The organism is Brevibacillus migulae, assembly GCF_004521915.1.
In the GTDB taxonomy this organism is placed as follows: Bacteria; Bacillota; Bacilli; order Brevibacillales; family Brevibacillaceae; genus Brevibacillus_F; species Brevibacillus_F migulae.
This window is the reverse complement of sequence record NZ_SDKD01000035.1, coordinates 1-24,275: the sequence shown is the minus strand read 5'-3', so window position 1 is coordinate 24,275 and position 24,275 is coordinate 1. Positions and strand designations below refer to the sequence as shown.

The following is a 24,275-nucleotide window of genomic DNA, read 5'->3' as shown; positions in this document are numbered from 1 at the left end:
TAACAAGTGGAGGGATGCAGAGATGGACAACCAGCAACGGTTTGAAGAAGTATACGCCCAATACAAAGCGGCTGCGTCCGAACAGGCTTATCAGGAAGCGGCGCAAGGAAACGCATCTGACGGAAAAGAGCAAATCGTGGCTGTGCGGAAAAATGACGACGGGGACCTGATCGCATTTCAGACCAATACGGGCAGGCAGCTTGACTATGTGACGGCATTGCAAGAGGCCAAGGCCGGGAAGCTCGCTCATGTTGACGTATTCCATAAATACGGCCGAGATATTTTGCGCAGTGAGCCGGACGGAATCAAGGAAAACAATCTCGATCAGCTGCCTAGCTTTTAATGAATTCTTTTTTTGCTTCTTTCGGAAAAAAAAAGTAAGATGGTAATGAAAGCAAGAAAACATTTAGAGAGTGAAGGACGTGTCGACGAATGACAAATGAAGCGGAAAACAAAGATCTGGCCATTGGCGATCTGATTACGCTTGATGACGAAAATGGCGAGGAGCTTGGCGATTTTGAAGTCATCGCACTGTTTGATGTAAACCAAAAGCAATATGTGGCCCTCACAGCTGCTCTTGATGAAGGAGAAGCTGATGATGATACAGAAGAAGAAATCGACATCTTCGTGTTTAGCTTGGATGGCGGAGAACTGGTGCCTCTGGAAGAATCTGAGGAAGAAGCCGCTTATGCGAAGCTGGATGAGATTCTTGAAGATATCGAATTGGTTGAGCCTGAGCACAAATAAACTGCTGCTGTACACCTTAAGCTGTTGATAATGATGTCAGCAGCTTTTTTCTTTTACGATGACATCCTATTTGGAAATAATCCTCTGCCTATGACATTGGCTGACACAGGTGTAAGTCCCATTTCCCTTGCCCATACGGACAGCTGGCCCACATGATGGATCTCATGTGCAATGACATGACGTAATATTTCACCTTGAGTATAGCAGCCATCGTTCCAAGAAACGGTGACGGGTTCGTTATCCCAATCATGTGACCATGTATTCAAAAATAACTTTGTTTCATTGATCCAAGAATCCGATAGCGCCTTTACTTGTGTGAGCGTCCAATCGTTCTCAAATGGTACCAGGATGTCCGGCTTCCCCTGAATACCCCGAATCCAGCTGTATTCCACGTCTGCAATATGGAAAAGAGTTAAAAGGATGGAACCTGCCCCTCCTGTGCGACTACGCAACAATTCCTCGATAGGGATATGCTTGCACCATTCAAACCATTCCTCTCTTACCAACCAGTTATAACGAAACAACTGCAGCAAATGAATCGCTCCTTCTCCCCAACAGTTACACAATGAAGAGCAACAAAGCTGTTTAATCGATTATAGAACAAACGTTCGTAATTGTCTATAAAAGAGGCCTATCTAAAAAAGAAACACCCTATCCGTAAAGCAGGATAGAGTGTGAATACAGCCAAAAACGGTTAATCGTTCATCTTGATGATATTATCCTTCAGATCGCGAACAACCAGCAGGCAGGTATAATCGGTTTCCTGAAGCTCACGAAACAGAGCAGAGCTTTCATCCTTGGTCAGACCCAGATGCTCTAATTTTGTACGCAGCTCTTCCCCGCCGTTATCAAAGAAATGAGCTTTGCTGTCGATATGGCCGACCGCGCTCTCGAAATGGGTGCTGTATTTGTAATAGTTGTCTCGCTGATTGGAGTGGTTTTTATCTGGATTCCACTTGAGCACCCAAATATCGTCTTTGTGGTAACCCGAGGAGTTGAGCGCCTGAATGTCGGATACGAGCTCCTGGTCATAACGGTGAAATTTCACAAATGGTTTGGTTGCACTGATCAAGGTAGATCCCCCTTTGCCCATCATGAGTGAGGTTTCCTCTTTAGCTTGCCCCATTGAGGCGCATTTAGCCTGTTCACTTTGACTATTCTTCGGCACGAGTGCTAAACTTATGAACGAACATTTTCGGGCAGGATGTTTATTTCTTCCCGTCAAATGGTATACAATAGCGATTAAGTGTTCGCCTATAAGCAATCGCAACGGAAACATAGAGGGGAGAACGGAATGAAAGAACAGGAGACGCTCACCTATACGGAAGAAGATATTCAGGTTCTCGAGGGCTTAATTGCCGTTCGGAAGCGACCTGGGATGTATATTGGTTCGACGGGCAGTCGGGGGTTGCACCATCTGCTGTGGGAAATCGTCGATAATGCGAAAGATGAAGCGTTGGGCGGCTATAATGACCGGATCATCGTCACGTTAGAAAAAGATGGAAGCGTTCGCGTAGAGGACTACGGCCGCGGTATTCCAACAGGGATGCATAAAAGCGGACGTCCTGTACCTGAAGTGATTTTTACGACGCTGCATGCCGGCGGAAAATTTGGCGGCGGCGGATATAAAAAGAGCGGAGGACTACACGGGGTTGGATCCAGTGTGGTTGTCGCGCTTTCCAAATGGCTTGAAGTGGAAATCCATCGCAATGGTGAAATACATAAGCAGCGTTTTGAGTATGTCGTAGATGAACAGGGGAATGAGTACGTAGGGAAGCCCGTGACGGACTTGGTCGTGGTGGGAACGACCAAGCGGACAGGAACTACGGTTACCTTCCTGCCTGATGACGAAATCTTTACGACCACCCGTTTTGATTATGAGCTCATCCGCGACCGTTTCCGGGAGACGGCGTTTCTGTTGAAAAAGCTTCGCATGGTGCTGATTGACAAGCGCGGCCCGGAAACGAGGCGCGAGGAATTTTTCTTCGAAGATGGCTTGAAGTCGTACGTGGAATACTTAAATGAGGGAAAACAGACGCTCCATCCGGTCGTTTATTTTGACGGTGAAAAAGACGATGTCTATGTGGAGCTTGCCTTCCAATATAACGATGGTTACACGGAAACATTGGTCTCCTACGTCAACTCGATTCCGACCACAGACGGCGGGACGCATGTAACCGGGTTTCGCAATGCGACGACACGCGTTTTTAACGAATTTGCCCGCCGCAAAGGGTTCCTTAAGGACAAAGATCCGAACCTGACGGGAAATGATCTGCGTGAAGGCTTTTTGGGCGTGCTGTCCTTGCAAATGGCGGATGTGCAATTTGAATCGCAGACAAAGGACAAGCTGGGCAATGAAGAAGCTCGTGCCATCGTGGAGCAGGTCATCGCGGAAAAGCTGGGCTATTTCCTCGAGGAAAACCCCGAGAGCGCCAAGGTGTTAATTGAAAAAGCGGTGCGCTCGGCGGAAATACGGGAAGAACTGCGCAAACAGCGGGAAGCGCTTCGCGGCGATAAAAAAGGAAAAAACGCCAAGAAAAAGCGCTCCATCTCGGAGAAATTCACGCCACCCCAGTACAAAGACAAGACGCGCAATGAGCTCTTTCTGGTGGAGGGTGACTCTGCAGGTGGGTCTGCCAAGCAAGCACGCAACTCGGAGTTTCAGGCGATCTTTGGATTGCGCGGGAAGCCGTTGAACACGGAAAAAGCCAAGCTATCCGATGTATTGGCCAACGAAGAGTTTCGCACGATCCTGGAAGTGCTGGAGACCGACATCGGGGAAGACTTCATGATCGAAAATTGCTCCTTTGACAAAATCATCATCATGTCCGATGCGGATGTGGATGGTTCGCACATTCAGACCTTGCTGTTGACGTTTTTCTTCCGTTACATGCAGCCTTTGATTGCTGCCGGAAAGCTGTATATCGCGCAACCGCCTTTGTATCAGGTCAAAAAAGAAGGAAAAAGCAAACAACAAGATCCCATCTATTGCTGGAATGACTATGAACTGGAGCAAGCCCTGAAAAAACTGGGCCGAGGAGCAGAAGTGCAGCGCTATAAAGGGTTAGGAGAGATGAATCCGGATCAGCTGTGGGATACCACGATGAATCCGGAAACCCGTAAATTGATTAAAGTCTCGCTCGAAGATCTCGCCCAATCCGAAAAGCTCGTCACGGTCCTGATGGGAGACAAGGTGCCTCCTCGACGTGAATGGATTGAGAGCCATGTTACCTTCGAAGTGGGAGAGGATGAATAACCATGTTGTCCAATCAGATTATTGAACAAAGCTTCTCGGAGATCATGGGGAAGCGCTTTGGGGACTATGCGAACCTCGTCATTCTGTCCCGGGCGATCCCCGATGCCAGAGATGGCTTAAAGCCTGTGCAGCGCCGTATTTTGTACGCGATGTACCAAGAAGGAAATACGAACGACAAGCCATACCGGAAATCAGCCAAAACGGTCGGATACGTGATGGGTACCTATCATCCGCATGGCGATACGGCGATTTATGAAACCATGGTGCGCATGGCGCAATGGTGGAAAATGCGCCAGGTATTGATTCAGGGGCACGGAAACTTCGGTAGCCTGGATGCCGATCCGCCAGCAGCGATGCGTTATACGGAATCCCGTTTATCCGCACTCGCCAACGAGATGCTGCGCGATATCGAAAAAGATACCGTTATCTTTATCCCGAACTATGACAACTCAGAGCAGCAGCCAGCAGTACTGCCTTCCCGTTTTCCCAATCTTTTGGTGAATGGCGCTTCCGGGATTGCGGTAGGCTTTGCGACGGACATTCCAACCCATAACCTGGGTGAGGTCATTGATGCGACCATCGCACAGATGAAAAATCCGGACATTTCGCTGGATGAGCTGATGACCCATGTGCAAGGGCCGGATTTTCCAACAGGCGGCATCGTGCAGGGGTTATCGGGAATTCGCAAAGCTTTTGAAACCGGACGCGGACAGTTTATTATCCGTGCGAGGACTCATGTGGAAGAGCCCAAGGGCAGCAAGGTCAAAAAAATCGTCATCTCGGAAATTCCGTATGACGTCGTGAAATCCAAGCTAGTCGCATCCATTGACGAGCTGGTCATGGAACGCAAGATTGAAGGTGCCCTGGCGGTTCGAGATGAGACCGGACGAAAGGAAGCCGAACAGAAAAAAGTGCGCATCGTCATCGATGTGCGCAAAGACGCGGATACCGACGCCATCGTCAAATATCTGTACAAAAACACCGATTTGCAAGTGTATTACAACTACAATATGAACGTCATCCATGATGGCACGATCCGCCAGATGGGCTTGAAAGCGCTGCTGGATGCGTATATTTCCCATCAGAAGGAAATCGTCACCAGACGTTCGCAATACGACCTGGAGCGCAAGCAGAACCGACAGCACATTGTAGAAGGTCTGATTCGGGCCAAATCGATTCTGCGCCAAATTGTCGATACGATCATGGAATCCAACGACCGGGCCCATGCGAAGGAAAACATCATGCGGGAATACGGGTTTACCGACCTGCAGGCGGATGCGATTTTAAGCATCCAATTAGCTTCCTTGACCCGGATCGATATCGTCAAGCTGGAAAAGGAGCTTAATCAGCTCGCCAAAGAGATCAAGGAGCTGGAATCGATTTTGGCCAGCGAGAAGAAGCTGATTCAAGTATTGGTCAGCGAATTGACGGAGATCAAAAACAAATACAGCGAGCCGCGGCTCACCGAAATTCAAGGTGAAATTGAAGAAATCAAAATCGACATCACGATGCAGATCAACGTGGAAGACTGCATCGTGACCCTGACGAACCAAGGGTATATCAAGCGGACCAGTCCGCGCTCGTTTAAATCCATGGGCGGAACGATTGAGACATGCGGTGTGAAGGAAGGTGACCGGGTTCGCACGTTTGTGGAGACGAACACCTCGCATACGGCGCTGTTCTTTACCCAGGACGGGAAATACTTTGCGATCTTAGTGAACGATATTCCGGATGAAAAGTGGAAGGATATCGGTTCGGCGCTGGTGAACATTATCCCGCTCGAGAAGCACCAACATGTCATTGCCATGCATATCGTGCCTGACTTCAAGCAGCCGTTGTATGTGGTTCACGCCACCCGCTCCGGTTTGATCAAGAAGACGGCTCTTTCCGAGTACGAAACGAACCGTTCAGGTGCTTTGGTGGCTGCGAAGCTGAAGCATGAAGATGACGAATTCATTTCTGTCCTGCTTACAGGAGAAGAAGGTACATTCCTGACAGCCACAAGGGATGGGATGGGGATCCGTTTCCTGCAAAGCGAAGTATCGCCGACAGGCCGAGCTTCGAGCGGTGTCAAATCGATTAATCTCGCAGATGGTGACGAAGTGATTGGATTGATATCCGTATCGGAAGAGGATTCCCGGGTATTCCGCATTCTCACCCGAGAAGGAATCGTGAAGCGCACATCGCTTACCGACATGCCTGTCCAGGGGAGAGCTGGAAAAGGGCTTGTCCTGATCCGGAAACGGAAAATGAATCCACATCAGCTTCTGTTCCTGCAACTGGAAGAATTGGGACAGCTTTATGCGCTATCTGCTGCTGGAGGCTGGGTTATCATCGATGCTGCCCATGTGCCTGTCAATGAGCAAGGCGGTATCGGTCGACTGGTGGTGGAAGGCGGGATCACGGAGATCGCCATCGAAGCAGCCATTGTATCTGAAGAGCACAAGGAGCAAGAAGGACATCCACAGGGTTCAGCGAAAGAAGCTCCTCATTCGCCTCTTGATGAAGCGCCAGTTGAACAGATTGGTTTATTCGACGATGCAAGTAAGAAAAAGGATGAGTGAGTGAATATGGCAGAGATGTTTGATTCATTTTGGTCGGAGCTAAGCAAAAGACAGATCTCTTTGCTGCTGGATACTGTGCTGTATTTCGAGGATGCCTCCAAGCTCCTGTCTCTTCCGAGTACGGAAGATGAACACATAGCGGTTCCGTTATTGCCGGAAACGCTGCGTCAAATGCTGGAGGCGCTCTCTAATGCGGAGGAATCCGAAAAGCGTCGCTTTCAATTCACATGGAATCCGGATGGTCAGCAAACCGGGGAACTGGTCGTGCTGCTTCCAGACGGTAGACAGCTGCTGCAAAAAACAGATCTTTCCGCGTTCTCCCCGGTGTAACGTATTCGATATTTCCAGGGGAAGCGCAATATTCGCCGCAACTCGCACGGTCGTGTCAGTTGCGGTTGTTTTTTGTCTAACGGGGGAAAACTACCCAAAGGAGGTGAAGCGCATGGAACGTAATATGAATGTGAACGGGCGTGAGATCAATTTCGCGACGACCTACGACGGCGATTCACAGTACAATGTGCAAGTGCGAAGCGGTGAAAAAGTGATTACGATGTATAAAATAGCGGCTGAAACGGAAAATGAGGTGTTTCCCGCTGCGCTAGCCCATTTGAAGGCAGATGTCGAGATGGGCAACGTGAACCTGTAGTGCTTTCCGCAAAAAAGCTGATCCCTGATTGATATCAATGGGTTCAGCTTTTTTGCAACCATGCAACACCCTTTCCTTTCCCCGCAAAACGTGATACAACTGGTGTGGAAGAAAGGGTGGAGGAGTGTATATGCAACAGCCATTGCCAGATTGGCTGCCATCGATTCAGAAATGGCGAGAACAACCGCCTGAATTGTCAACGCTGTCGGAAGCGGAACTGATCAGGTGGTTATCGATGATAGACGAGCGAACAGAGCTGGAGGAAAAAGGCAGGCAGGAGGCGGAAGCTACGCTGCTAACCTTTTTGGCAGCGAAAAGGCTGCAGAGGCCAAATGGACAGGCTCAGGCGGATGAATGGGTAAGCAGAGCGCGCAAGCTTGATCCGCAGTATCCGTATGCAGCACGACTGATGGTCGAGCTCTACATGGAACGGTTGCGTCGTGAGGCGGAGCCGAGTGAATACCCGAAGATCCGGGAAACCGATAACGCTGTCTCGAAACGAAAACAGTTGGAACAGCTGCAGCAACGTGTGATCACGGAGATGGAACAGGTCGAGACTCGGTTGGATATACTTCCATCGGTCCTGGAAGCAGCAAGACTGGCAGCTGCGTATGAAGAGGAGCAGAAGCTGGTTGCAGGGCTGGCACTGTTTCAAGAGCGGCTGCAATTGCTGATGGAATTGCGAAAAAGTACGGAGGATTATGCTGAATCGTTGCAAGGGATGTTTTATTCGACTGCCTTGCTGACGCAACTGCAAGCCGTGATCCGCCGGTTGCAGGAGCAGGAAGCAGAAATTGCTTCCCTTTGGCAGGTGGCTGAAAAGGTGGATGACTTGCAACCGTCGGCTATGCGGGAAATCGAAGGGTTGATTGGCCTCGAGGAAATCAAAAGGCGGGTCAAACAACTGGCGGATTTTCATCATTACCAGCAGATCCGCAGGGAAGAAGGCTGGGTGTTGCAGGATCAGCCGGAGCTTCACCTGGTCTTGATGGGAAATCCGGGGACAGGCAAGACCACGCTCGCGCGGCTGATTGCCAAGCTATACCGGGAGCTCGGATTACTGGATGTGGGACATATGGTAGAGGTCGATCGTTCCCAGTTGGTGGGCGCCTATGTCGGACAGACCGAGCAGCGGACGATGGAGGCAATTCAAAGAGCGTTGGGTGGCGTTCTTTTCATTGACGAGGCTTATAGCCTCAAGAGAGAAGACGCCAGTGGCAGCGACTATGGACAGGTCGTCATTGATACGATGGTAGCGGCGATGACGAGCGGTGAATACGCCGGAAAATTCGTGGTGATCCTCGCGGGCTACCCGGAAGAAATGCGCTCTTTTTTACATGCAAATCCGGGCTTGCGCAGCCGTTTTCCGGAGAGCGGCTACTTTACTCTTCCCAATTATAGCGAGGACGAGTTGATCGCAATCGCCGAACAGGTTGCCCAGCGCAATGATTTTTCCTTGCTGCCGGAAACCAAAATCGCCTTGCGCCTGCAGATTGAACGGGCAAAGGTAGACGAAACCTTTGGCAACGCGCGCACGATCAAGAACATGATCTTGGACGCGATTTTTGCCAAGGGGCAACGAGTCAGCGAAAAAGAGAAGCTGTCCATTGACGATTTTACCATCCTGTACCCCGATGACGTCCTACGGCACGATCAGGATGAGGCGGATCGCGACGAAGAGACCGAACGGTTAGAAGAAATGGTCGGATTGACCGAGCTGAAAGCAGAAATCAAAAAAGTAGGGGCGTTCCTTTCCATTCAACGAAGACGGATGGACATGGGACTGCCAGCCGTGCCGATCGAGCTGCATGCTGTATTTTGCGGGAATGCAGGTACGGGAAAGTCAACGGTAGCGCGATATTATGCGTCCATCCTGCGAGAGACAGGCTATTTGAAAAGAGGGCATTTGGTGACGGTTAGCCGGGCTGATTTGGTGGCGGGGTTTGTAGGACAGACCGCAATCCAGACCAAGCGCGTCATTCGCGACGCACTGGGCGGTGTCTTGTTCATCGATGAGGCGTACTCGCTGCTGTCGTCCCGCGAAAATGATTTCGGGCAAGAAGCGATTAACACCCTGGTTGATGAAATGACCCGACACCAAGAGAATCTGGTGGTGATTCTGGCCGGATACACAGCGGAAATGCAGCGGTTGATCGCGAGCAATCCGGGCCTTTCCTCTCGGTTTAAAAAGCTGTTTTTGTTTCCGGATTACAGCACCGAGGAACTTCTGGCGATCCTGGAGCTTTCCTTGCGTCATGCGCAGTATCAATTGGCTCAAGGAGTTCGCGAAAAAGTCGAACAACGCCTTCGTGTTCAGCAAGAAAACGGACAATTGTCTGGAAATGCCCGAGCAATCAAAAATTTGGTGCAGGAAGCGATTCAAAATCAAGCGCTGCGTTTGGCGAACATTGCACCTGAACAGCTCACCGTGGAAATGCTGCGGGAATTACAATGGGAAGACTTCGCAAAGGTATGGCAGGACTAATCGGTTCTGCCATTCTTTTTTTGCTGGGCAAGTGAATCATAGGCACGTAGCGCAATCTCCAGACAAAGCCGATGGTGTGGACGGGCAAAATCCGGTCCGAGCAGGTCTTTTATTTTTTCAAGACGGTGATACAACGTCTGGCGATGGATATAGAGCCGATCCGCTGTTTCTTGCTTGGCCATCTTTTGCTCGAGATAGCAGCGCAGCGTCTCGAGCAATGAACTCCCGTTTTCTTGATCATAACGGAGGAGTGGTCCGAGGTAATCCGCGATAAATGGCATCAGCACCTGTTCTTGCGGGATATGTGCCAACAGCCGAAATATCCCGAGATCCGAGAAGAAGTGGCTGCTATCTGCTTCCTGGTATTGCACTACCTGCTCCGCTTCCTGAAAGTGGCGGCTTGCCTGGGCGAATTGACTTGCTTGCAGACTGACGCCGACGCTAAGCCTCCCAGATGGGGGCAGCAGTCTTTCACATAGCTGTTTCATCTCTGCGATCGCCTTTTCCAGATGGTGGCGAGCAAGAGTCGCAGACTGCTGGGAAATGACCACCATGTAGAGACGGGTGCCTCTATCCAGCAAAAGCATCCGAAAATGATGCCGGGACAAAATGGAGCGAAACAGACTGAATAATTCCGGAAAGCTCACGTCATCATCCGCTTCCTTTGCACCCTTCTGTTCAGCCTCCAGCTGCATGACGATGGCATAATACGAGCACGATTGGTGCAGACGAATGCCGAGAGCGGAGCGGAGCAGCTCTTCACTGAGGGATGTCCCCGAAAGCATTTCTTCCACCAGCTTTTGCTCATTTTCCAATGCTCTTTCCGCCGCAAACAACTTGCGCATCAGAATTTGGGCCAGCGCATTTGCGGTATAGTCCATCTTGAGCAGGAGATAATCATCGTTTCCTGGTACATCGTCTTCTTCACAAATGACACCCACATAAGCGAGCACGTGGCCCATCATCTGAATCGACTGATACAGGACACGCCTGTGAGACATGAGAACGAAGTCGTTGCTTATGCCTGTTGATCCGGAACCGTCACCTGACGGAGAGAGCAAACACGTTTGCAGCATGCTGTTCGCCTCCGGAAGCTGGGAAGCGGGAATGGCAGGGACATAGATTACGTTAGACGGCTGGTCACATGGCAAATAGAAGGTTTGCCGCTCCACGCTGCTGGAAAAATACTGCATCAGCTTGCCGATGGTCTGCGTCTGCAAGCTCAGCTTCTGCAAGCCGCGGTTATAGGCTTCGAGATCGCGCAGAGCGGCCATTTGACCATTCACGATCCGTTCATGCAGGTCGAGCGTGATATCCACAAAACGGACGGGCTCATGAAATACGATGACCGGAAAATCATGCTCATTGGCAAGCTCACGAAGCTCAAGGGAGATTTCGTCTACATACACACCAATTTCAATGCATACGCCGACTGCCCTGCGTTGGATAAGCTCAGCCAGGTACAACCGCCTTTTTTTCGCGTCCTGTCCAAAGCCAAGACCCGTGGCTAAAATCAATTCGCCCCCGTTTAAAAAATGCCCGTTTTCGGCTTCCTCCAATATATGTACCCAGCGAATCGGGCGATGCAGTCCCTTGTGGCCCGCAATCACCTCTGCATGCCGGAACAAAGGTCTTTCCAACACATCGGCAACGGTGAGTCTCCATTCGGTTTTCATGACCATCATTCATCCTTTTTTCATACAAGTTGTAAGATGAAAGCTGTGGAAGTTGTGACAAGGTGTCTGGTGATTGATGTGCAAATCTTCAGATAAAATAGGAGTGTGATATCCATTATACTTCGAGCAAGGGGATGGCGTCATGGAAAAGACTCTCCATCATACGATGAAAAATTATATTCGCGGGCAGTGGGTGGATGCGCGGACGGAAAGCTTTGAAGAAGTTCCGAATCCAGCTACGGGGGAAGTGATGTCCCGTGTCCCGCTTTCCAGCAAGCAAGATGTGGATGAGGCAGTGAAGGCGGCATTGGAAGCCTTTCCGGCCTGGAGCGAGAAGCCTGTCGTGGAGCGAGCGCGTGTCATGTTTCGGCTGCAGCATTTATTGGTGAAGCATCAGGACGAATTGGCCCAGATGATTACGAAGGAAAACGGCAAGAATCTGGCGGAGGCGCAGGCGGAAATGCTGCGGGCCATCGAGATGGTGGAATTTGCTGCTGGTATGCCGACCCTGATCATGGGTGAATCCTTGCCGAATATCGCTTCGTCGATCGACAGCTATACGCTTCGTTTTCCGCTGGGTGTCGTTGCCGGCATCACTCCTTTCAATTTTCCCGTCATGGTGCCTATGTGGATGTACCCGATCGCGATCACCGCAGGAAACACGTTTGTGCTGAAGCCTTCGGAGCGTACCCCGCTTTCCTGCATTCGCGTGGCTGAGCTGCTGCAGGAAGCTGGCTTGCCCGACGGCGTGTTCAATGTGGTCAATGGAGCCCATGATGTAGTCAATGGTCTGCTGGAGCATCCCGATGTGAAGGCGATTTCCTTTGTCGGCTCGCAGCCGGTCGCTGAGTATATTTATAAAACGGCGGCTGCCCATGGCAAGCGTGTACAGGCATTGGCTGGGGCTAAAAACCATCATCTGGTGATGCCGGATACCGATTTGCGCCGTGCTGCGAAGACCATCGTGAGCTCCGCTTTCGGATGTGCGGGTGAGCGATGCATGGCAGCCAGCGCGGTGGTGGCACATGCCGACATCGCGGATGTGCTGGTACAGCATTTGATCGAAGAATCGGATGCGTTGAAGATGGGCAATGGCTTGGAAGCAGGCACCGATTTGGGGCCAGTCATTCGCGCTTCTCATCTGAGCAAGGTGCACAGCTATATTGAGCAAGGAGAGAGCGCAGGTGCTCAGCTCGTACGTGACGGGCGCAAAGACGTGAAGGAAGACGAGACTGGTTACTTCCTCGGCCCAACCATCTTTGATCATGCGAATGCCGAGATGGTGATCGTCCGAGATGAAATTTTTGCCTCTGTGTTGAGTGTCATGCGTGTGAACAGCTTTGAAGAAGGCTTGGAGGTCATCAGCAAGTCTCGCTACGGCAATGGCGCTACCATCTATACGAATAGCGGGCGCTTGGGACGTGAATTTGTCCAGCGCGTCGAAGCGGGCATGGTAGGCGTCAATGTGGGCGTGCCAGCCCCGATGGGATTCTTTGCGTTCAGCGGATGGAAGCAGTCCTTCTATGGAGACCTGCATGCCAACGGAAAAGACGGTGTGGAATTTTACACGAAAAAGAAAACCGTTACCTCTCGCTGGTTTGATGATGGGGAGTACAATATCGGATCGCAAAAGGTATTTGTCAAATAGTCTGACTCTAGTGAAAAGGAGGTATGGTTGTGAGCAAAGAACATGAATCAATCGCGAATTTGAACCATGAAAAGGAAGCTTTACTGGAAAAAGACCGTGCGCACATGTGGCATCACATGTCACCGTTTAACCCAAATCCCATGATCGTCACAGAGGCAAGCGGCTCATGGATCACGGATATAGACGGCAACCGTTACTTTGACGGGATGTCTGGCTTGTGGTGTGTGAATGTCGGCTACGGTAGGCAAGAGCTTGCAGAGGCGGCTTATGAACAGTTAAAGCAGTTAGCCTACTTTCCGTTGACGCAAAGCCATGTACCCGCGATCAAGCTTGCGGAAAAAGTGAGTGAATGGCTGGGTGAGGAGTATCGCGTGTTTTTCTCCAACAGCGGCTCGGAAGCCAATGAGGTAGCCTTCAAATTGGCACGGCAATACCATCATCAAAATGGGGAACCGGGACGCTACAAATTCATTTCCCGCTACCGGGCCTATCACGGCAATACGATGGGAGCGCTGGCAGCCACTGGTCAGTCGATCCGCAAAGAAAAATACGAGCCGTTGTCTCCCGGCTTTTTGCATGTCAGACCGCCGTATTGCTACCGTTGTCCGTTTCATAAGCAAAAGGACAGCTGCAATCTGGAGTGTGCGACGACGTTTGATGAGGTCATCAATTGGGAAGGCGCCCATACCATTGCCGCTGTGATCATGGAGCCTACCATTACGGGTGGGGGCGTCATCGTTCCACCCGATGAGTATATGTCCAAAGTGAAAGAGATTTGCGAAAAGCACGGCGTATTGCTGATCGTCGATGAAGTCATCTGCGGATTTGGCCGCTCCGGTCGGAAATTCGGGCATCAAAATTTCGGCATAAAGCCAGACATCGTCACGATGGCGAAAGGGATCACGAGCGCGTACCTACCTTTATCGGCAACGGCTGTGCGTGCAGAGATCGCAGACAAATTTAACGAGCCGGGTGCCAACCAGCACTTCCGCCATGTGAATACATTTGGCGGCAATCCCGCTGCATGCGCGCTGGCCCTGCGGAATCTGCAAATCATGGAGGAGGAAGAGCTGATCGAAAAGGCGGAAGAGCTGGGGAAAGTGCTCCGTCAGGAATTGACGGCGCTGGAATCCCATCCCTACGTCGGGGATATTCGCAGCTTCGGTTTCCTCGCGGGTATCGAAATGGTAGAAGACCGTGCAACCAAGGAGCCGGCTGCTCCCGAGAAGGTAACGAAAGTGATCGCGGAGTGCAAAAAGCGTGGATTGATCATTGGCAGAAACGGGGACACCGTGCCGGGGTTCAACAACGTGCTGACGATCTCTCCACCGTTCTCAACCAGTCGGGAAGAAGTGCAAATGCTGGTGGCTGTATTGCGGGAAGCTTTTGACACGTTATAGGAGAGTGACGGGGAACCCTGCTTCCGACTGGAGAAGCAGGGTTTAAACGTATGTTTAATGTTGTCGAAATATGACGAAATTCCCGTGTTGTTGCGTGTTAACAGGAAGGATATGCTTTTCTTATGAAAAAAGAGAGGGAGCGAAAGGCGCATGTTAACAGATCCAACCCAGATATGGACCAGACCGGATGGCTATGTGATCACAACGGATAAAGCTCATTTGGAAATCGAAACAGTCTATCAATTTTTGCACCATGATTCGTATTGGGTAAAAGGAATTTCCCGCGTATTGGTAGAAAAGTCCGTTGAAAATTCGTCTCTCTGCTATGGCATCTATCAAGGAAACCCTACCGAGGAAGGGGAATACAAACAGGTTGGGTTTGCCCGGGTTGTCACAGATTTTGTCCGATATGCGTGGCTGGGCGATGTGTTTGTTCTTCCTGACCATCGTGGAAAAGGGCTAAGCAAATGGTTGATGGGGATCATTGTGGAACATCCTTATTTGAAAGGAGTTTCCTTTCATCTGGGAACACAGGATGCCCATACTTTGTACCAGCAGTTCGGGTTTCAACCATTGGCCAATCCGGAAAACAGGCTAGCTCGCCCGCTGGATCTGTCAGTGGTTTCCAAAGCTTATGAAAACAAGAAATGAATGATCTTGCACAATACGCTGAAAAGAAACAGGCGCTCCGCAACTTACTTGCGGAACGCCTTGTTTTTATTTTCAATCAAATAGACGTTTTCACACTCTTAATCGAAATCAGACAGCTGCAGAGTGATCGGGCAATGATCACTGCCCATGACATGAGCATCGATTTGTGCGTCAACCAATGAAGGAGCCAGGCGTGAAGAGGCGAGAAAGTAATCTATACGCCAACCGATGTTCCGCTCTCTCACTTTCGCCATATAAGACCACCAGGTGTACGCATCCGTCTTGTCCGGGTAAAAATGTCGGAAGGTATCAATGAATCCAGAAGCCAGCAAGTTGGTCATCTTTTCGCGCTCTTCTGGAGTAAAGCCGGAATTATTGCGGTTGGATTTTGCGTTTTTCAAGTCAATCTCTTGATGAGCCACATTCAGATCTCCGCACACAATCACCGGTTTTTTCGCGTCCAACTGCATGAGGTAAGCTCGGAATCGATCCTCCCACTCCAAGCGGTAGTCCAATCTGGACAGATCGCGTCTCGCATTCGGTGTATATACATTGACAAGGATAAAGTGATCGAATTCTAACGTAAGGATTCGTCCTTCAGGTTCGTAGTCTTCTTCCAATCCATATCGAACGGAAAGCGGCTGGAGCTTTGTAAACACGGCAGTACCGGAGTATCCTTTCTTTTCGGCGTAATTCCAAAATTGGTAATACTCTGAGCCCATCTCGATGTCTATTTGCCCTTCTTGCAATTTCGTTTCCTGAATGCAGAAAATATCTGCGCTGACTTCGTTAAAATAGTCTTGAAAACCTTTATTCATACACGCACGCAATCCATTAACATTCCACGATACCAGTTTCATTTTTAGAAATCTCCTTGCAGGGAATAAGCTAGTTACTTTCAGATATCATATCATACTTGAATGGCGACAAAAATGGACTACCAATCGAAATGCTTGAAACCCCTTCGTAAAATGGGGGGGAGTGATTGGACGTTTTTGTGTGGAGTGTAAAAGTGTTGTTGACACGACACCAAATGGTGGCCTATAATCAAAGTGTCACCAAATGGTGTCCGATTAGTGGTTAGTCATTTGGAAAGGAGTTTCACTTGAAAAACCATTTATGTGGAGGGGTGAAATTAACGGCTGTCCCTTAGTACAACAATAGATTTCTACTACATAAAATTATTTTTTGGAGCGGGTGGCTGTGAACGAGAACAACCAGTTTCGGGATGTGTTTGACGCGATTGCAGATCCAACTAGGCGCCGATTGATTCGTCTGTTATCAGAGGCGGAGGAGTTACCGCTTCATGAGTTAACGGCACAGTTTCAAATGGGCCGCACAGCGGTATCCAAACATTTGACAATCCTGAAAGAGGCCGGTCTGGTACTTGACCGAAAAGTCGGCAGAGAAACGCGCTTTCGACTAAACGCCTCACCACTCAGAGAAGTTCAAGATTGGGTGGCTTTCTATAGCAAGTTCTGGAGTGAGAATATGTTGCGCTTACAACAACTTTTAGAGGAGGAAGAAGAATGAGTTTGACATTATCGATGGATTTTCAGTTCACGACATCGATCGAGAAGCTTTGGTCCGCCTTAACCGATTCAAGCAAGCTTGCCAAGTGGGTGGCCAACATCCACACCGGTCAGGCGATGGAGAATGATTTTAAGCCCGTCGTAGGTCACCGTTTTCAGTTTCGCACGCAGCCGACCGAATATTGGAATGGGATTATTGAAGGCGAAGTGCTGATCGTGGAGGAACCAACCCGGTTGTCCTATACTTGGGCCAGCGGAGAGAAGCACACGGTCACCTGGACGCTGCAGGATCTAGGGAATGGTAAGGTTAACCTACATCTCGAACAAACCGGCATCTCTAATGAACAAGCACTCCATGGAGCGAAGTATGGCTGGAGTAAATGGTGCGGCGAGCTTGAAAAGGTCTTGGGACAATAACTGCGTTGGGGACAAATAATGTCCTTGCCCAATACTACATGATTATGTACCATCGTTGAACCCTTCTTGACCCGAATCTAATCTATAGAAACCGGCTGCATTTCGTCTGCAGCCGGTTTATGACTGCTTCGGATAATCTTACAAGTCGCATCACCTCCCTGGCATGAACAATAGCTGGTGCAAATTGGGGCTGCCGGACACGATATACCGTACTAGGTGGATATAAATAGAATGAACACTATGGGAAGGGTGGTAAGCATGAGCGAGTCGAATCAGGAGTATATCGTCATCTCGGGTGCGAGGGAAAATAATCTCAAAAACGTATCCTTGCGCATTCCCAAGCGGAAGATCACGATTTTCACCGGGGTATCCGGATCCGGCAAGTCATCGATCGTTTTTGATACGATCGCTGCCGAATCCCAGCGTCTGCTGAACGAAAACTTCAGTATGTTCGTACGCACCTTTCTCCCGCGTATTCCCCAACCGGATGCGGACGCGATCGAGAACCTGAGCATGGCTGTAATAGTCGATCAGAAGCGGCTCGGCGGCGGTTCCCATTCCACCATGGGCACGATTACCGATATCTCTCCCCTTCTCCGCCTCCTCTTCTCCCGAGTGGGTCAGCCCTATGTCGGACAAGCGAACATGTTCTCGTTTAACGACCCGCAAGGCATGTGTCCAGAGTGCAACGGCATCGGACGCAAGCTGGGCGTCGACATGAGCAAGGCGCTGGACATGTCAAAGTCGTTGAAGGAAGGGGCAATCCTGCTGCCGGACTATAAGGTGGACAGCTGGGAGTGGAATATGATCGTGCAGTCGGGGGCCTTCGATCTCGACAAGAAGCTGAGCGATTATTCGGATGAAGAGCTGGAGCAACTGCTGTACGCAAAGGCAAGGAAAGTGGAGATGGATTTCGCTGGGAAGGCAATGAATATTACCGTGGAAGGCGTCATCGAGAAGTTCACCAACAAGTACATCAAGCAGGATGTGAAGACGAAGTCCGAGCGCACACAAAAAGCTGTTGCGCCTTATATCTCCGAGGGACCCTGCTCCAGCTGCCGCGGCGCGAGACTCAGTCAGGCCGCGCTCAACTGCAGGATCAATGGACGGGGCATTGCGGAGATGTCCGCCATGGAGGTCGGACAACTCATCGGTGTTATTCGAGAGATTGACGATCGGGTAGCTGCGCCGATCGTCAAGTCGCTGACGGAGCGGCTGCAGCATCTGGTGGATATCGGACTTGATTACTTGACGCTGGACCGTGAGACGGATACATTGTCTGGCGGTGAATCCCAGCGCGTCAAGATGGTGAAGCACCTGAGCGGCAGTCTGGTGGATGTCACTTACATTTTCGATGAGCCCAGCGTTGGCTTGCACCCCCGTGATGTACACCGGTTAAATGAATTGCTGCAGAAGCTGCGCAACAAGGGCAATACCGTGATTGTTGTCGAGCATGATCCCGATGTGATCAAAGTGGCGGATCATATCGTCGACGTCGGGCCTCACGCTGGCAGCCGCGGCGGTACCATCATGTATGAAGGAAGCTTCCAAGGCCTGCTGGAGTCCGGTACGCTGACAGGCACACATATGAAGCGGCCGCTCCAGCTGAAGCAAGCTTGCCGGCAGCCGTCCGGCAAACTGTCTATCAAGGATGCCACGCTGCACAACCTGAGGAATGTGAGTGTAGATATTCCAACCGGCGTGCTGACAGTCGTTACAGGTGTCGCCGGATCGGGGAAGAGCACGCTGATTAACGAGGTATTCCTCACCCAGCATCCGGATGCGATCGTCATCGACCAATCGGCGGTAGGAGTGTCAACACGCTCGAATCCCGCGACATACACGGGCATTATGGATGATGTGCGCAAAGCGTTTGCTTCCGCGAACAAGGTCAGCCAAAGCTTGTTCAGCTTTAACTCCAAGGGCGCTTGCGAGAACTGCCAAGGGCTGGGAGTTGTATATACAGACCTTGCATTCCTCGACAGTGTGAAGCTGCCGTGCGAAGTATGCGGTGGGAGAAGGTTCAAGGAAGAGGTGCTGGCGTACAAGCTAAACGGCAAGTCAATTGCAGACGTGCTGGAGATGACAGTGGAGCAGGCATTGGAGTTTTTTCAGGTAAAAGAGGTAGTGCGCAAGCTTCAGGCGATGAGTGATGTGGGGCTAAACTATCTTACACTCGGCCAGCCGCTCAGCACGCTCTCGGGAGGGGAATGCCAGCGTATCAAGCTGGCGAGCGAACTGCATAAGAAGGGCAGCATCTACGTGATGGACGAGCCGACGACCGGACTGCATATGTCAGATATCGGCCACCTTCTGGGAATCATGAACCGCCTCGTGGATGCTGGCAATACGGTGATTGTCATCGAGCACAACCTCGATGTGATCAGCCAAGCGGATTGGATCATCGATATGGGACCGGACGGAGGGAGCAAGGGCGGCCAGGTAGTGTTCGAGGGCACACCGGCGCAGATCATCCACGCGGAGCGGTCGATCACGGGAAGATACTTGATGTAATGCATGCCTCTATGGTATTCGCAATTCTTTGGCAGGATTAGGAGAACATTTCAAAGGGTAGTAAACGTATGCTCAACCAGGGCTGCCAGCAGAATCGGCAGCCTTTCGCATGTCTCCTAGCACTTGTCAAATGTGGATAGGGTATTACCAGAATTGCGTAAAATCAATAGGTAACATAATAATTATTAAGTAAACAAACGTGCTTCATACAGAGTTTCATTTGAAGGAGGCACTCGTTGTTTCCATGGGGTTGTATCCTTTTTCCTATGACAAAATGAATCTCCCTTCTCTTGTTGCATGCTGGTTACACCTTTATGATTGGTAAATATTTCATTTTTTAGATAAAGGTGAATGCGCTCAGATGAGAGAAGCATGCTTCCGATTTACTGAAAAAATCCAGAGTGGTTTTGGAGGATGGGTGCAAAACCATCCGCGAATAGTCGCTTTGGGAAAGAGAATCTATGCCTTTTTGTCATGGAGTCTGCTTCTGTTGGCGATTCTGTCGTGGATGTTTGTCCCGGAGACTCGAAAAGGTCTGTTTCAGCTGCTGCTATGCCTGTATGCGCTGTGGCAGTTTTGGATCCTATCCAGAAGCAAGACGCTCTCCTGGGCGGAGTTTATACGTGTCTTTACTGTGGGAGCATGGGTCATTGGACCTTTGACGGCTGGAGTCGTATGGGGGACGCATGCACTGCTAGACGAACGCCCGGACGGAACGATTCGTGACGAATGGAGCACTGTTTATTTCGGTCCTTTTGTGGAAGAAGTGTGTAAACTGATTCCGTTGGGTTTCCTTTGCCTGTTTTCACGCAGGAGCAGGTCTTATGGGATTTGTGACTATATGCTCATTGGAGCTGCGAGCGGAACAGGCTTTGAGTTTATCGAAGAAATGGTTCGACGCTGGACAGCTGATGTCCATCTAAGTATCGATACCCTCATCAACAGAGCATTTGGAGACGAATACGAATGGAGATGGGATCTCCTATTCCCGGGAGCATACGAATATGGAAATCAGTTTGCGCCGGGGCACCATGTCTGGACTGGGTTTATTGCACTTGGCATCGGATTCGCGGTATCGCTGCAAGCAAAATGGGGGAGAAAGGCGTATGTGATCCCCCTCTTCCTATTTTGCTGGGCATTGTTTGACCATAGTTCCTTTAACGATAATGACTTGCACTGGACAGTAGGGATTATCTATGATCTGCTGGGCAACGGACATTTTTATCGGTACTTTTTTATCGTATGCATCGTAGTAGCGGTTTGCCGGGATTATTGGCTTCTTAACAAGCAGAGGCAGAATCTACCGCTGTTGCACCGAGAAGTGGTGATTGACCCCGTTTCCGAATTGTTGCTGTTATTGCAATCCCTTTGGAAAGGCGCAGGTGCATTTTTCCACACGTTAGCCTTTTTACGCGAAAGACGGCAATTGGGATATGCTTTGTGTAGAGTTGTTGATGAAAAGCATGTGAACGATCTGACAAAATGGATCGTTCCTCGGTTCTCTTTTCTCGCCAGCGTTTTTGTTTGCATCGCGATTTTTCTGATAGGGGTAGAGCAGGTTTCCCTGTTCATGGGCATAGGGGATCAAGCATATTTTGCCGGCTTGCTTAAGGATCTTTCCGCCTGGTGGAATGACTTGTCTACGCTTGAAAAAGGTGCCATGATTGTAACGACGGTCGTACTTGGCGGATTGTTAACCGTTCTAACTGGGGGCGGTTTTCTTGCAGGCAGCATCGGTGCTTTGGGAGCTGCGCTGACGATCAAAGACATTCTCGATAATCCGGATCCCATTGTTCACTTTATCGAAAATCCAAAGGCTTCGTTTGAAGAATGGAAGAAGCAGTTTTTTACTCTAACCCCAAGCGAGGCAACTGGTTTAGCTGCGGCAATCACGATTAGCTTCTTGCTGGATCGGCTGCCTGCTAAAAGAATCATGGATTTGGTTCTGGATAATTTGCGTGAGGGCGTCCAGCACCTTACAAGAAAGCTTTTTCCCCCCATGCTCCAGATTGAGATGGGGGGAGGGAAATGGAATATTCCGAGGAATTGGATGCCGGATAACTATTGGCAGTCTTCAACACATGGGGGTTCTGGAGGGAAGGGGCATGAGGGGACGCCTAAAGTTAATCCTCTCAAAGTTAGTAATGAAGCATTGGACCATGCGAACTTAGGGGACTTTACTAGAAATCCAAAGACTGGTGAAATATCAAAAATGAGTGGGGGAGGCCACGGACAAGATAATATCGCTTTCCTTGAGAAAAATGGGATTGAGTACAATATTGAGCTGACGTATCCTAACGGAGTTAGGGTAGGCAATGTTCCAGGGCACAAATCAAAAGGAAAAAGAACTGGAACTGGTCAGGCTTGGTTTCCCGAAACATGGACAAAAGAGGATATTAGTAAGGCTGGTGAATATGTTGCCAATATGCCTAACCATGTGAATGTGGCGGATGGGGTAACTATATTTGGTGAATATAAAGGTGTCAGAGTTGGAGTAATTAAAACTAATGGGGAAATTGGGACGATTTTCCCCGACAATATGATGCAACCATAATTTTGTTGGAGGGTTACGAGTACTATGTTTAATGAAAAAGTACGAGCGGTTTTGGGAGCAAGAGCCTTACTTGACGAAAATGATCCTAGAATTAAACAAAAATGGACTGAATTAATTAATTTACTTAGTGAGAATGAAGATTTAACATTAGGTTTTCTGAAAGAATGTTCTAAGACTGAACTTGCATTCCTTAGTGAAGTGTTTGAAGATGTTGCTTATAATCTACAAAGTAAAAAGTATATAGAGTTACTATATCAACTAGATAAAAGATACCCAGATTTAGAGCTTAAGAGTCATATACAAATCGCTGAAGATTACATGGGTTAGTTTGTGTAGCAATTCTTGTATTGGGAAGTAGCAACTACGAAACCTTTCCCTTGAGATATCGCTTATATGGCTACTCCGATTCCATCCCCTGCCGTTGTGCGGGGTTTCTTTTTGCTGTTTCGTTGGGATATAAAAAATGGGGGCGGGGAGGGGGGAGCTAGAGGTTAGCTACCCCGCCCCGCATCATCTGAAAGGTGTGAGTTTGGAGGATTTGTGGAAGATGCTGCTGAAATCGAGCCATAACACCTGTTCGACTAAGAAAGCGGAGGAAATCATGGCATGGGTGGCGGCAGATGGTGAGATGAAGCGAGATTACCAAGAATCCAGAGATTTTCTGATTCAAAGTCATGTTCAAGACATCCTCTTTAAAAAGGAAGAAGTTCAAAAGGTAGAAGACCAGCTTAGCCGCATGATGAAGCAACTGGGCTTTCAGCTAGAGGCCATTCCATGCATCGACCTTGTTACGGCATCGGCTCTAGTGGCTGAGATCGGAGACATTCACCGTTTTTCCTGTCCTGACAAGCTGGCTCGTTTTGCAGGCATTGCTCCTGTAAAGTTCAGTTCGGGCGGGAAGGGCAAGAAACAGAAGAGCAAGCAAGGCAACCGCACCTTGCATGGCATCTTCTATAACCTTGCTGTCCAGCAAGTTCAAGTCTCCAAAGGAAGCAAGCTCCCCCGCAACCCTGCTTTCCTAGCTTACTATGAATGAAAGCAAGAAGAAGGCAAAACGAAAGGTCAGGCGTTAGTCTGCATCATGCGGCGGCTAGTCAACATCATATACGGCATGATGAAGAGCAAGACACCGTACAACGCCCCGCCCCTCTCTGAACAAGTCGCCTAATGATAGAACGGTGGTAGTTGGAAAATTGGACTGCCACCATTCTTTTAGCGGGATTTAGCTTTACCACATAGGGGACGGGTGAAATTCCCATTCATATGAAGTTACGAATCCTGCCAAAGAAGTTCCTGCTGATGTTTTAAGACAGTTGCTTAAAGATGGTAAGATTACGAAGGTGGAATACAATAAACTGTTAAAAAACAACCGAGGTGCTTAATTCTGAGGACGTTTGGAGATAAGAACACATTTGCTATTCAATATGAGTTTGAAGTTAATCCTTTTAATGAAACCAATTTGACTGGTGAAACATGGGGGAAGTTTGAATTATCTGTTCGTGGGATAGACGTCTGTCGATATACAAGAGTGGATAGCGAAACTGCCTATCAATGGAATTTGATATACATTGTCGAATGGTTTAGCGAGAATCTAAAGTATATTTTGAGTGAAGAACCATTTCCCCTCCCCGTTAAGGGACAACACTCTCTTGAACTTTTGGATAATTGTCTGTTGTTTGAATCAGACAACGATGATGAGTTTGATGCATGGTTCGATACAAAGCAAGAATGGGAGTTTAAACACTCCTGGTTTTCAAATAAAGCAGGTTCGTTTTTGCCTGATGTATTTTTCAGAAGGGTTAACGATAATATAGAAATTGCTTGGAATAATGAATCAACTTACTCTTCGGAAGGTATTTCATTTATTAATCCAACTGGAATTGAGTACGTACCACTTGGCATATTTGAATCAACTATCAAAAATTTCATCGAAGATTTCTTGGAAAATCTTCTTCAAAATTCTAAAAACAAGTGTGATGCAGAAGAAGTTTATCAAAAATTGATGGCATTAATCAGATAGTGGATCCATGTGATGAGGCTACCCAGTGGTGTGTGAAGCACTTTAGTTCACCATTTCCAATATTACCTTTGTTCTGGCTTTATGATATTTTCATGAATTAAGATGTCGGTTTCAGAATGTCTGGAGATGTCAACGCCGGAATTAATTTGACCCACGAGCGCCGGT

The 24,275-nt window shown here is 49.2% G+C and carries 20 protein-coding genes and 1 pseudogene; 17 read left to right on the top strand and 4 right to left on the bottom strand.

Annotated features, from left to right (window positions below):
• The first annotated feature begins 22 nt into the window (after window positions 1–22).
• Both EIZ37_RS24100 and EIZ37_RS24095 read left to right on the top strand, forming a co-directional pair.
• A complete protein-coding gene (locus EIZ37_RS24100) occupies window positions 23–343 on the top strand; it encodes a DUF3892 domain-containing protein (protein ID WP_134687314.1) in 321 nt (106 codons plus the stop codon).
• An 89-nt stretch (window positions 344–432) separates the two neighbouring features.
• Window positions 433–747 carry a DUF1292 domain-containing protein gene (locus tag EIZ37_RS24095; protein WP_134687313.1) on the top strand — a complete coding sequence of 105 codons (315 nt, stop codon included), beginning with the start codon at window positions 433–435 and terminating at the stop codon, window positions 745–747.
• Window positions 748–800: 53 nt separating this feature from the next.
• On the opposite strand, the gene EIZ37_RS24090 is transcribed toward EIZ37_RS24095, so the two are convergent.
• Window positions 801–1,280, bottom strand: a complete 480-nt coding sequence (locus tag EIZ37_RS24090; protein WP_134687312.1) for a DinB family protein — start codon at window positions 1,278–1,280, stop codon at window positions 801–803.
• Between the two features lie 161 nt (window positions 1,281–1,441).
• Window positions 1,442–1,819, bottom strand: a complete 378-nt coding sequence (locus EIZ37_RS24085; protein ID WP_134687323.1) for a general stress protein — start codon at window positions 1,817–1,819, stop codon at window positions 1,442–1,444.
• Window positions 1,820–2,041: 222 nt separating this feature from the next.
• Here EIZ37_RS24085 and EIZ37_RS24080 point away from each other — a divergent pair, with 222 nt between their 5' ends.
• The 5 genes from EIZ37_RS24080 (at window position 2,042) to EIZ37_RS24060 (ending at window position 9,698) form a co-directional block, all read left to right on the top strand.
• Complete coding sequence (locus EIZ37_RS24080) at window positions 2,042–4,003, top strand: DNA gyrase/topoisomerase IV subunit B (protein ID WP_134687311.1); 1,962 nt, start codon at window positions 2,042–2,044, stop codon at window positions 4,001–4,003.
• 2 nt (window positions 4,004–4,005) lie between these two features.
• Window positions 4,006–6,567, top strand: coding sequence for a DNA topoisomerase IV subunit A (gene parC / locus EIZ37_RS24075; protein ID WP_134687310.1), 2,562 nt, complete (start codon window positions 4,006–4,008; stop codon window positions 6,565–6,567).
• 6 nt (window positions 6,568–6,573) lie between these two features.
• Window positions 6,574–6,897, top strand: coding sequence for a hypothetical protein (locus tag EIZ37_RS24070; RefSeq protein WP_134687309.1), 324 nt, complete (start codon window positions 6,574–6,576; stop codon window positions 6,895–6,897).
• Between the two features lie 112 nt (window positions 6,898–7,009).
• Window positions 7,010–7,213 (top strand): hypothetical protein, encoded by a 204-nt coding sequence (locus EIZ37_RS24065; protein WP_205683883.1) that lies wholly within the window; start codon window positions 7,010–7,012, stop codon window positions 7,211–7,213.
• Between the two features lie 130 nt (window positions 7,214–7,343).
• Window positions 7,344–9,698 (top strand): AAA family ATPase, encoded by a 2,355-nt coding sequence (locus tag EIZ37_RS24060; protein WP_134687307.1) that lies wholly within the window; start codon window positions 7,344–7,346, stop codon window positions 9,696–9,698.
• On the opposite strand, the gene EIZ37_RS24055 is transcribed toward EIZ37_RS24060, so the two are convergent.
• Entirely contained in the window at window positions 9,695–11,374 is a 1,680-nt protein-coding gene (locus EIZ37_RS24055) for a PucR family transcriptional regulator (RefSeq protein WP_167569112.1), read from the bottom strand. The genes EIZ37_RS24060 and EIZ37_RS24055 overlap by 4 nt on opposite strands.
• A 142-nt stretch (window positions 11,375–11,516) precedes the next feature.
• Between EIZ37_RS24055 and EIZ37_RS24050 the strand changes: the two genes are divergently transcribed.
• The 3 genes from EIZ37_RS24050 (at window position 11,517) to EIZ37_RS24040 (ending at window position 15,073) form a co-directional block, all read left to right on the top strand.
• Window positions 11,517–13,022 (top strand): CoA-acylating methylmalonate-semialdehyde dehydrogenase, encoded by a 1,506-nt coding sequence (locus tag EIZ37_RS24050; protein ID WP_134687305.1) that lies wholly within the window; start codon window positions 11,517–11,519, stop codon window positions 13,020–13,022.
• Window positions 13,023–13,051: 29 nt separating this feature from the next.
• Complete coding sequence (locus tag EIZ37_RS24045; protein ID WP_328591381.1) at window positions 13,052–14,422, top strand: aspartate aminotransferase family protein; 1,371 nt, start codon at window positions 13,052–13,054, stop codon at window positions 14,420–14,422.
• Window positions 14,423–14,572: 150 nt separating this feature from the next.
• Entirely contained in the window at window positions 14,573–15,073 is a 501-nt protein-coding gene (locus tag EIZ37_RS24040; protein ID WP_134687303.1) for a GNAT family N-acetyltransferase, read from the top strand.
• A 98-nt stretch (window positions 15,074–15,171) separates the two neighbouring features.
• Here the strand turns inward: EIZ37_RS24040 and EIZ37_RS24035 are convergent, their stop codons facing one another.
• Window positions 15,172–15,933: an exodeoxyribonuclease III gene (locus EIZ37_RS24035; protein ID WP_134687302.1), complete on the bottom strand. Its 762-nt coding sequence runs from the start codon at window positions 15,931–15,933 to the stop codon at window positions 15,172–15,174.
• 343 nt (window positions 15,934–16,276) lie between these two features.
• Between EIZ37_RS24035 and EIZ37_RS24030 the strand changes: the two genes are divergently transcribed.
• The 7 genes and pseudogenes from EIZ37_RS24030 (at window position 16,277) to EIZ37_RS23995 (ending at window position 24,110) form a co-directional block, all read left to right on the top strand.
• The gene (locus EIZ37_RS24030) at window positions 16,277–16,606 is read left to right on the top strand and encodes an ArsR/SmtB family transcription factor (protein WP_134687301.1); all 330 of its coding nucleotides are present in this window, start codon (window positions 16,277–16,279) and stop codon (window positions 16,604–16,606) included.
• Window positions 16,603–17,022 (top strand): SRPBCC family protein, encoded by a 420-nt coding sequence (locus tag EIZ37_RS24025; protein ID WP_134687300.1) that lies wholly within the window; start codon window positions 16,603–16,605, stop codon window positions 17,020–17,022. Before EIZ37_RS24030 ends, EIZ37_RS24025 begins: the two co-directional genes overlap by 4 nt.
• A 258-nt stretch (window positions 17,023–17,280) precedes the next feature.
• Window positions 17,281–19,536 carry an ATP-binding cassette domain-containing protein gene (locus EIZ37_RS24020; RefSeq protein ID WP_134687299.1) on the top strand — a complete coding sequence of 752 codons (2,256 nt, stop codon included), beginning with the start codon at window positions 17,281–17,283 and terminating at the stop codon, window positions 19,534–19,536.
• Window positions 19,537–19,897: 361 nt separating this feature from the next.
• Window positions 19,898–22,090, top strand: coding sequence for an EndoU domain-containing protein (locus tag EIZ37_RS24015; RefSeq protein ID WP_134687298.1), 2,193 nt, complete (start codon window positions 19,898–19,900; stop codon window positions 22,088–22,090).
• A gap of 24 nt (window positions 22,091–22,114) precedes the next feature.
• Window positions 22,115–22,417 (top strand): hypothetical protein, encoded by a 303-nt coding sequence (locus tag EIZ37_RS24010; protein ID WP_134687297.1) that lies wholly within the window; start codon window positions 22,115–22,117, stop codon window positions 22,415–22,417.
• Between the two features lie 169 nt (window positions 22,418–22,586).
• Window positions 22,587–23,258, top strand: a pseudogene (locus EIZ37_RS24005) (transposase); the annotation flags it as partial.
• A 291-nt stretch (window positions 23,259–23,549) separates the two neighbouring features.
• The gene (locus EIZ37_RS23995) at window positions 23,550–24,110 is read left to right on the top strand and encodes a DUF5984 family protein (protein ID WP_235828202.1); all 561 of its coding nucleotides are present in this window, start codon (window positions 23,550–23,552) and stop codon (window positions 24,108–24,110) included.
• The last annotated feature ends 165 nt before the right edge of the window (window positions 24,111–24,275 follow it).

Excerpts from the sequence above, each read along its gene's own strand:
- EIZ37_RS24100 (WP_134687314.1), top strand. The coding sequence starts at position 23 with ATGGACAACCAGCAACGGTTTGAAGAAGTATACGCCCAATACAAAGCG.
- EIZ37_RS24095 (WP_134687313.1), top strand. The coding sequence starts at position 433 with ATGACAAATGAAGCGGAAAACAAAGATCTGGCCATTGGCGATCTGATT.
- EIZ37_RS24080 (WP_134687311.1), top strand. The coding sequence starts at position 2,042 with ATGAAAGAACAGGAGACGCTCACCTATACGGAAGAAGATATTCAGGTT.
- parC (WP_134687310.1), top strand. The coding sequence starts at position 4,006 with ATGTTGTCCAATCAGATTATTGAACAAAGCTTCTCGGAGATCATGGGG.
- EIZ37_RS24070 (WP_134687309.1), top strand. The coding sequence starts at position 6,574 with ATGGCAGAGATGTTTGATTCATTTTGGTCGGAGCTAAGCAAAAGACAG.
- EIZ37_RS24065 (WP_205683883.1), top strand. The coding sequence starts at position 7,010 with ATGGAACGTAATATGAATGTGAACGGGCGTGAGATCAATTTCGCGACG.
- EIZ37_RS24060 (WP_134687307.1), top strand. The coding sequence starts at position 7,344 with ATGCAACAGCCATTGCCAGATTGGCTGCCATCGATTCAGAAATGGCGA.
- EIZ37_RS24055 (WP_167569112.1), bottom strand. The coding sequence starts at position 11,374 with ATGAAAACCGAATGGAGACTCACCGTTGCCGATGTGTTGGAAAGACCT.
- EIZ37_RS24050 (WP_134687305.1), top strand. The coding sequence starts at position 11,517 with ATGGAAAAGACTCTCCATCATACGATGAAAAATTATATTCGCGGGCAG.
- EIZ37_RS24040 (WP_134687303.1), top strand. The coding sequence starts at position 14,573 with ATGTTAACAGATCCAACCCAGATATGGACCAGACCGGATGGCTATGTG.
- EIZ37_RS24035 (WP_134687302.1), bottom strand. The coding sequence starts at position 15,933 with ATGAAACTGGTATCGTGGAATGTTAATGGATTGCGTGCGTGTATGAAT.
- EIZ37_RS24025 (WP_134687300.1), top strand. The coding sequence starts at position 16,603 with ATGAGTTTGACATTATCGATGGATTTTCAGTTCACGACATCGATCGAG.
- EIZ37_RS24020 (WP_134687299.1), top strand. The coding sequence starts at position 17,281 with ATGAGCGAGTCGAATCAGGAGTATATCGTCATCTCGGGTGCGAGGGAA.
- EIZ37_RS24015 (WP_134687298.1), top strand. The coding sequence starts at position 19,898 with ATGAGAGAAGCATGCTTCCGATTTACTGAAAAAATCCAGAGTGGTTTT.
- EIZ37_RS24010 (WP_134687297.1), top strand. The coding sequence starts at position 22,115 with ATGTTTAATGAAAAAGTACGAGCGGTTTTGGGAGCAAGAGCCTTACTT.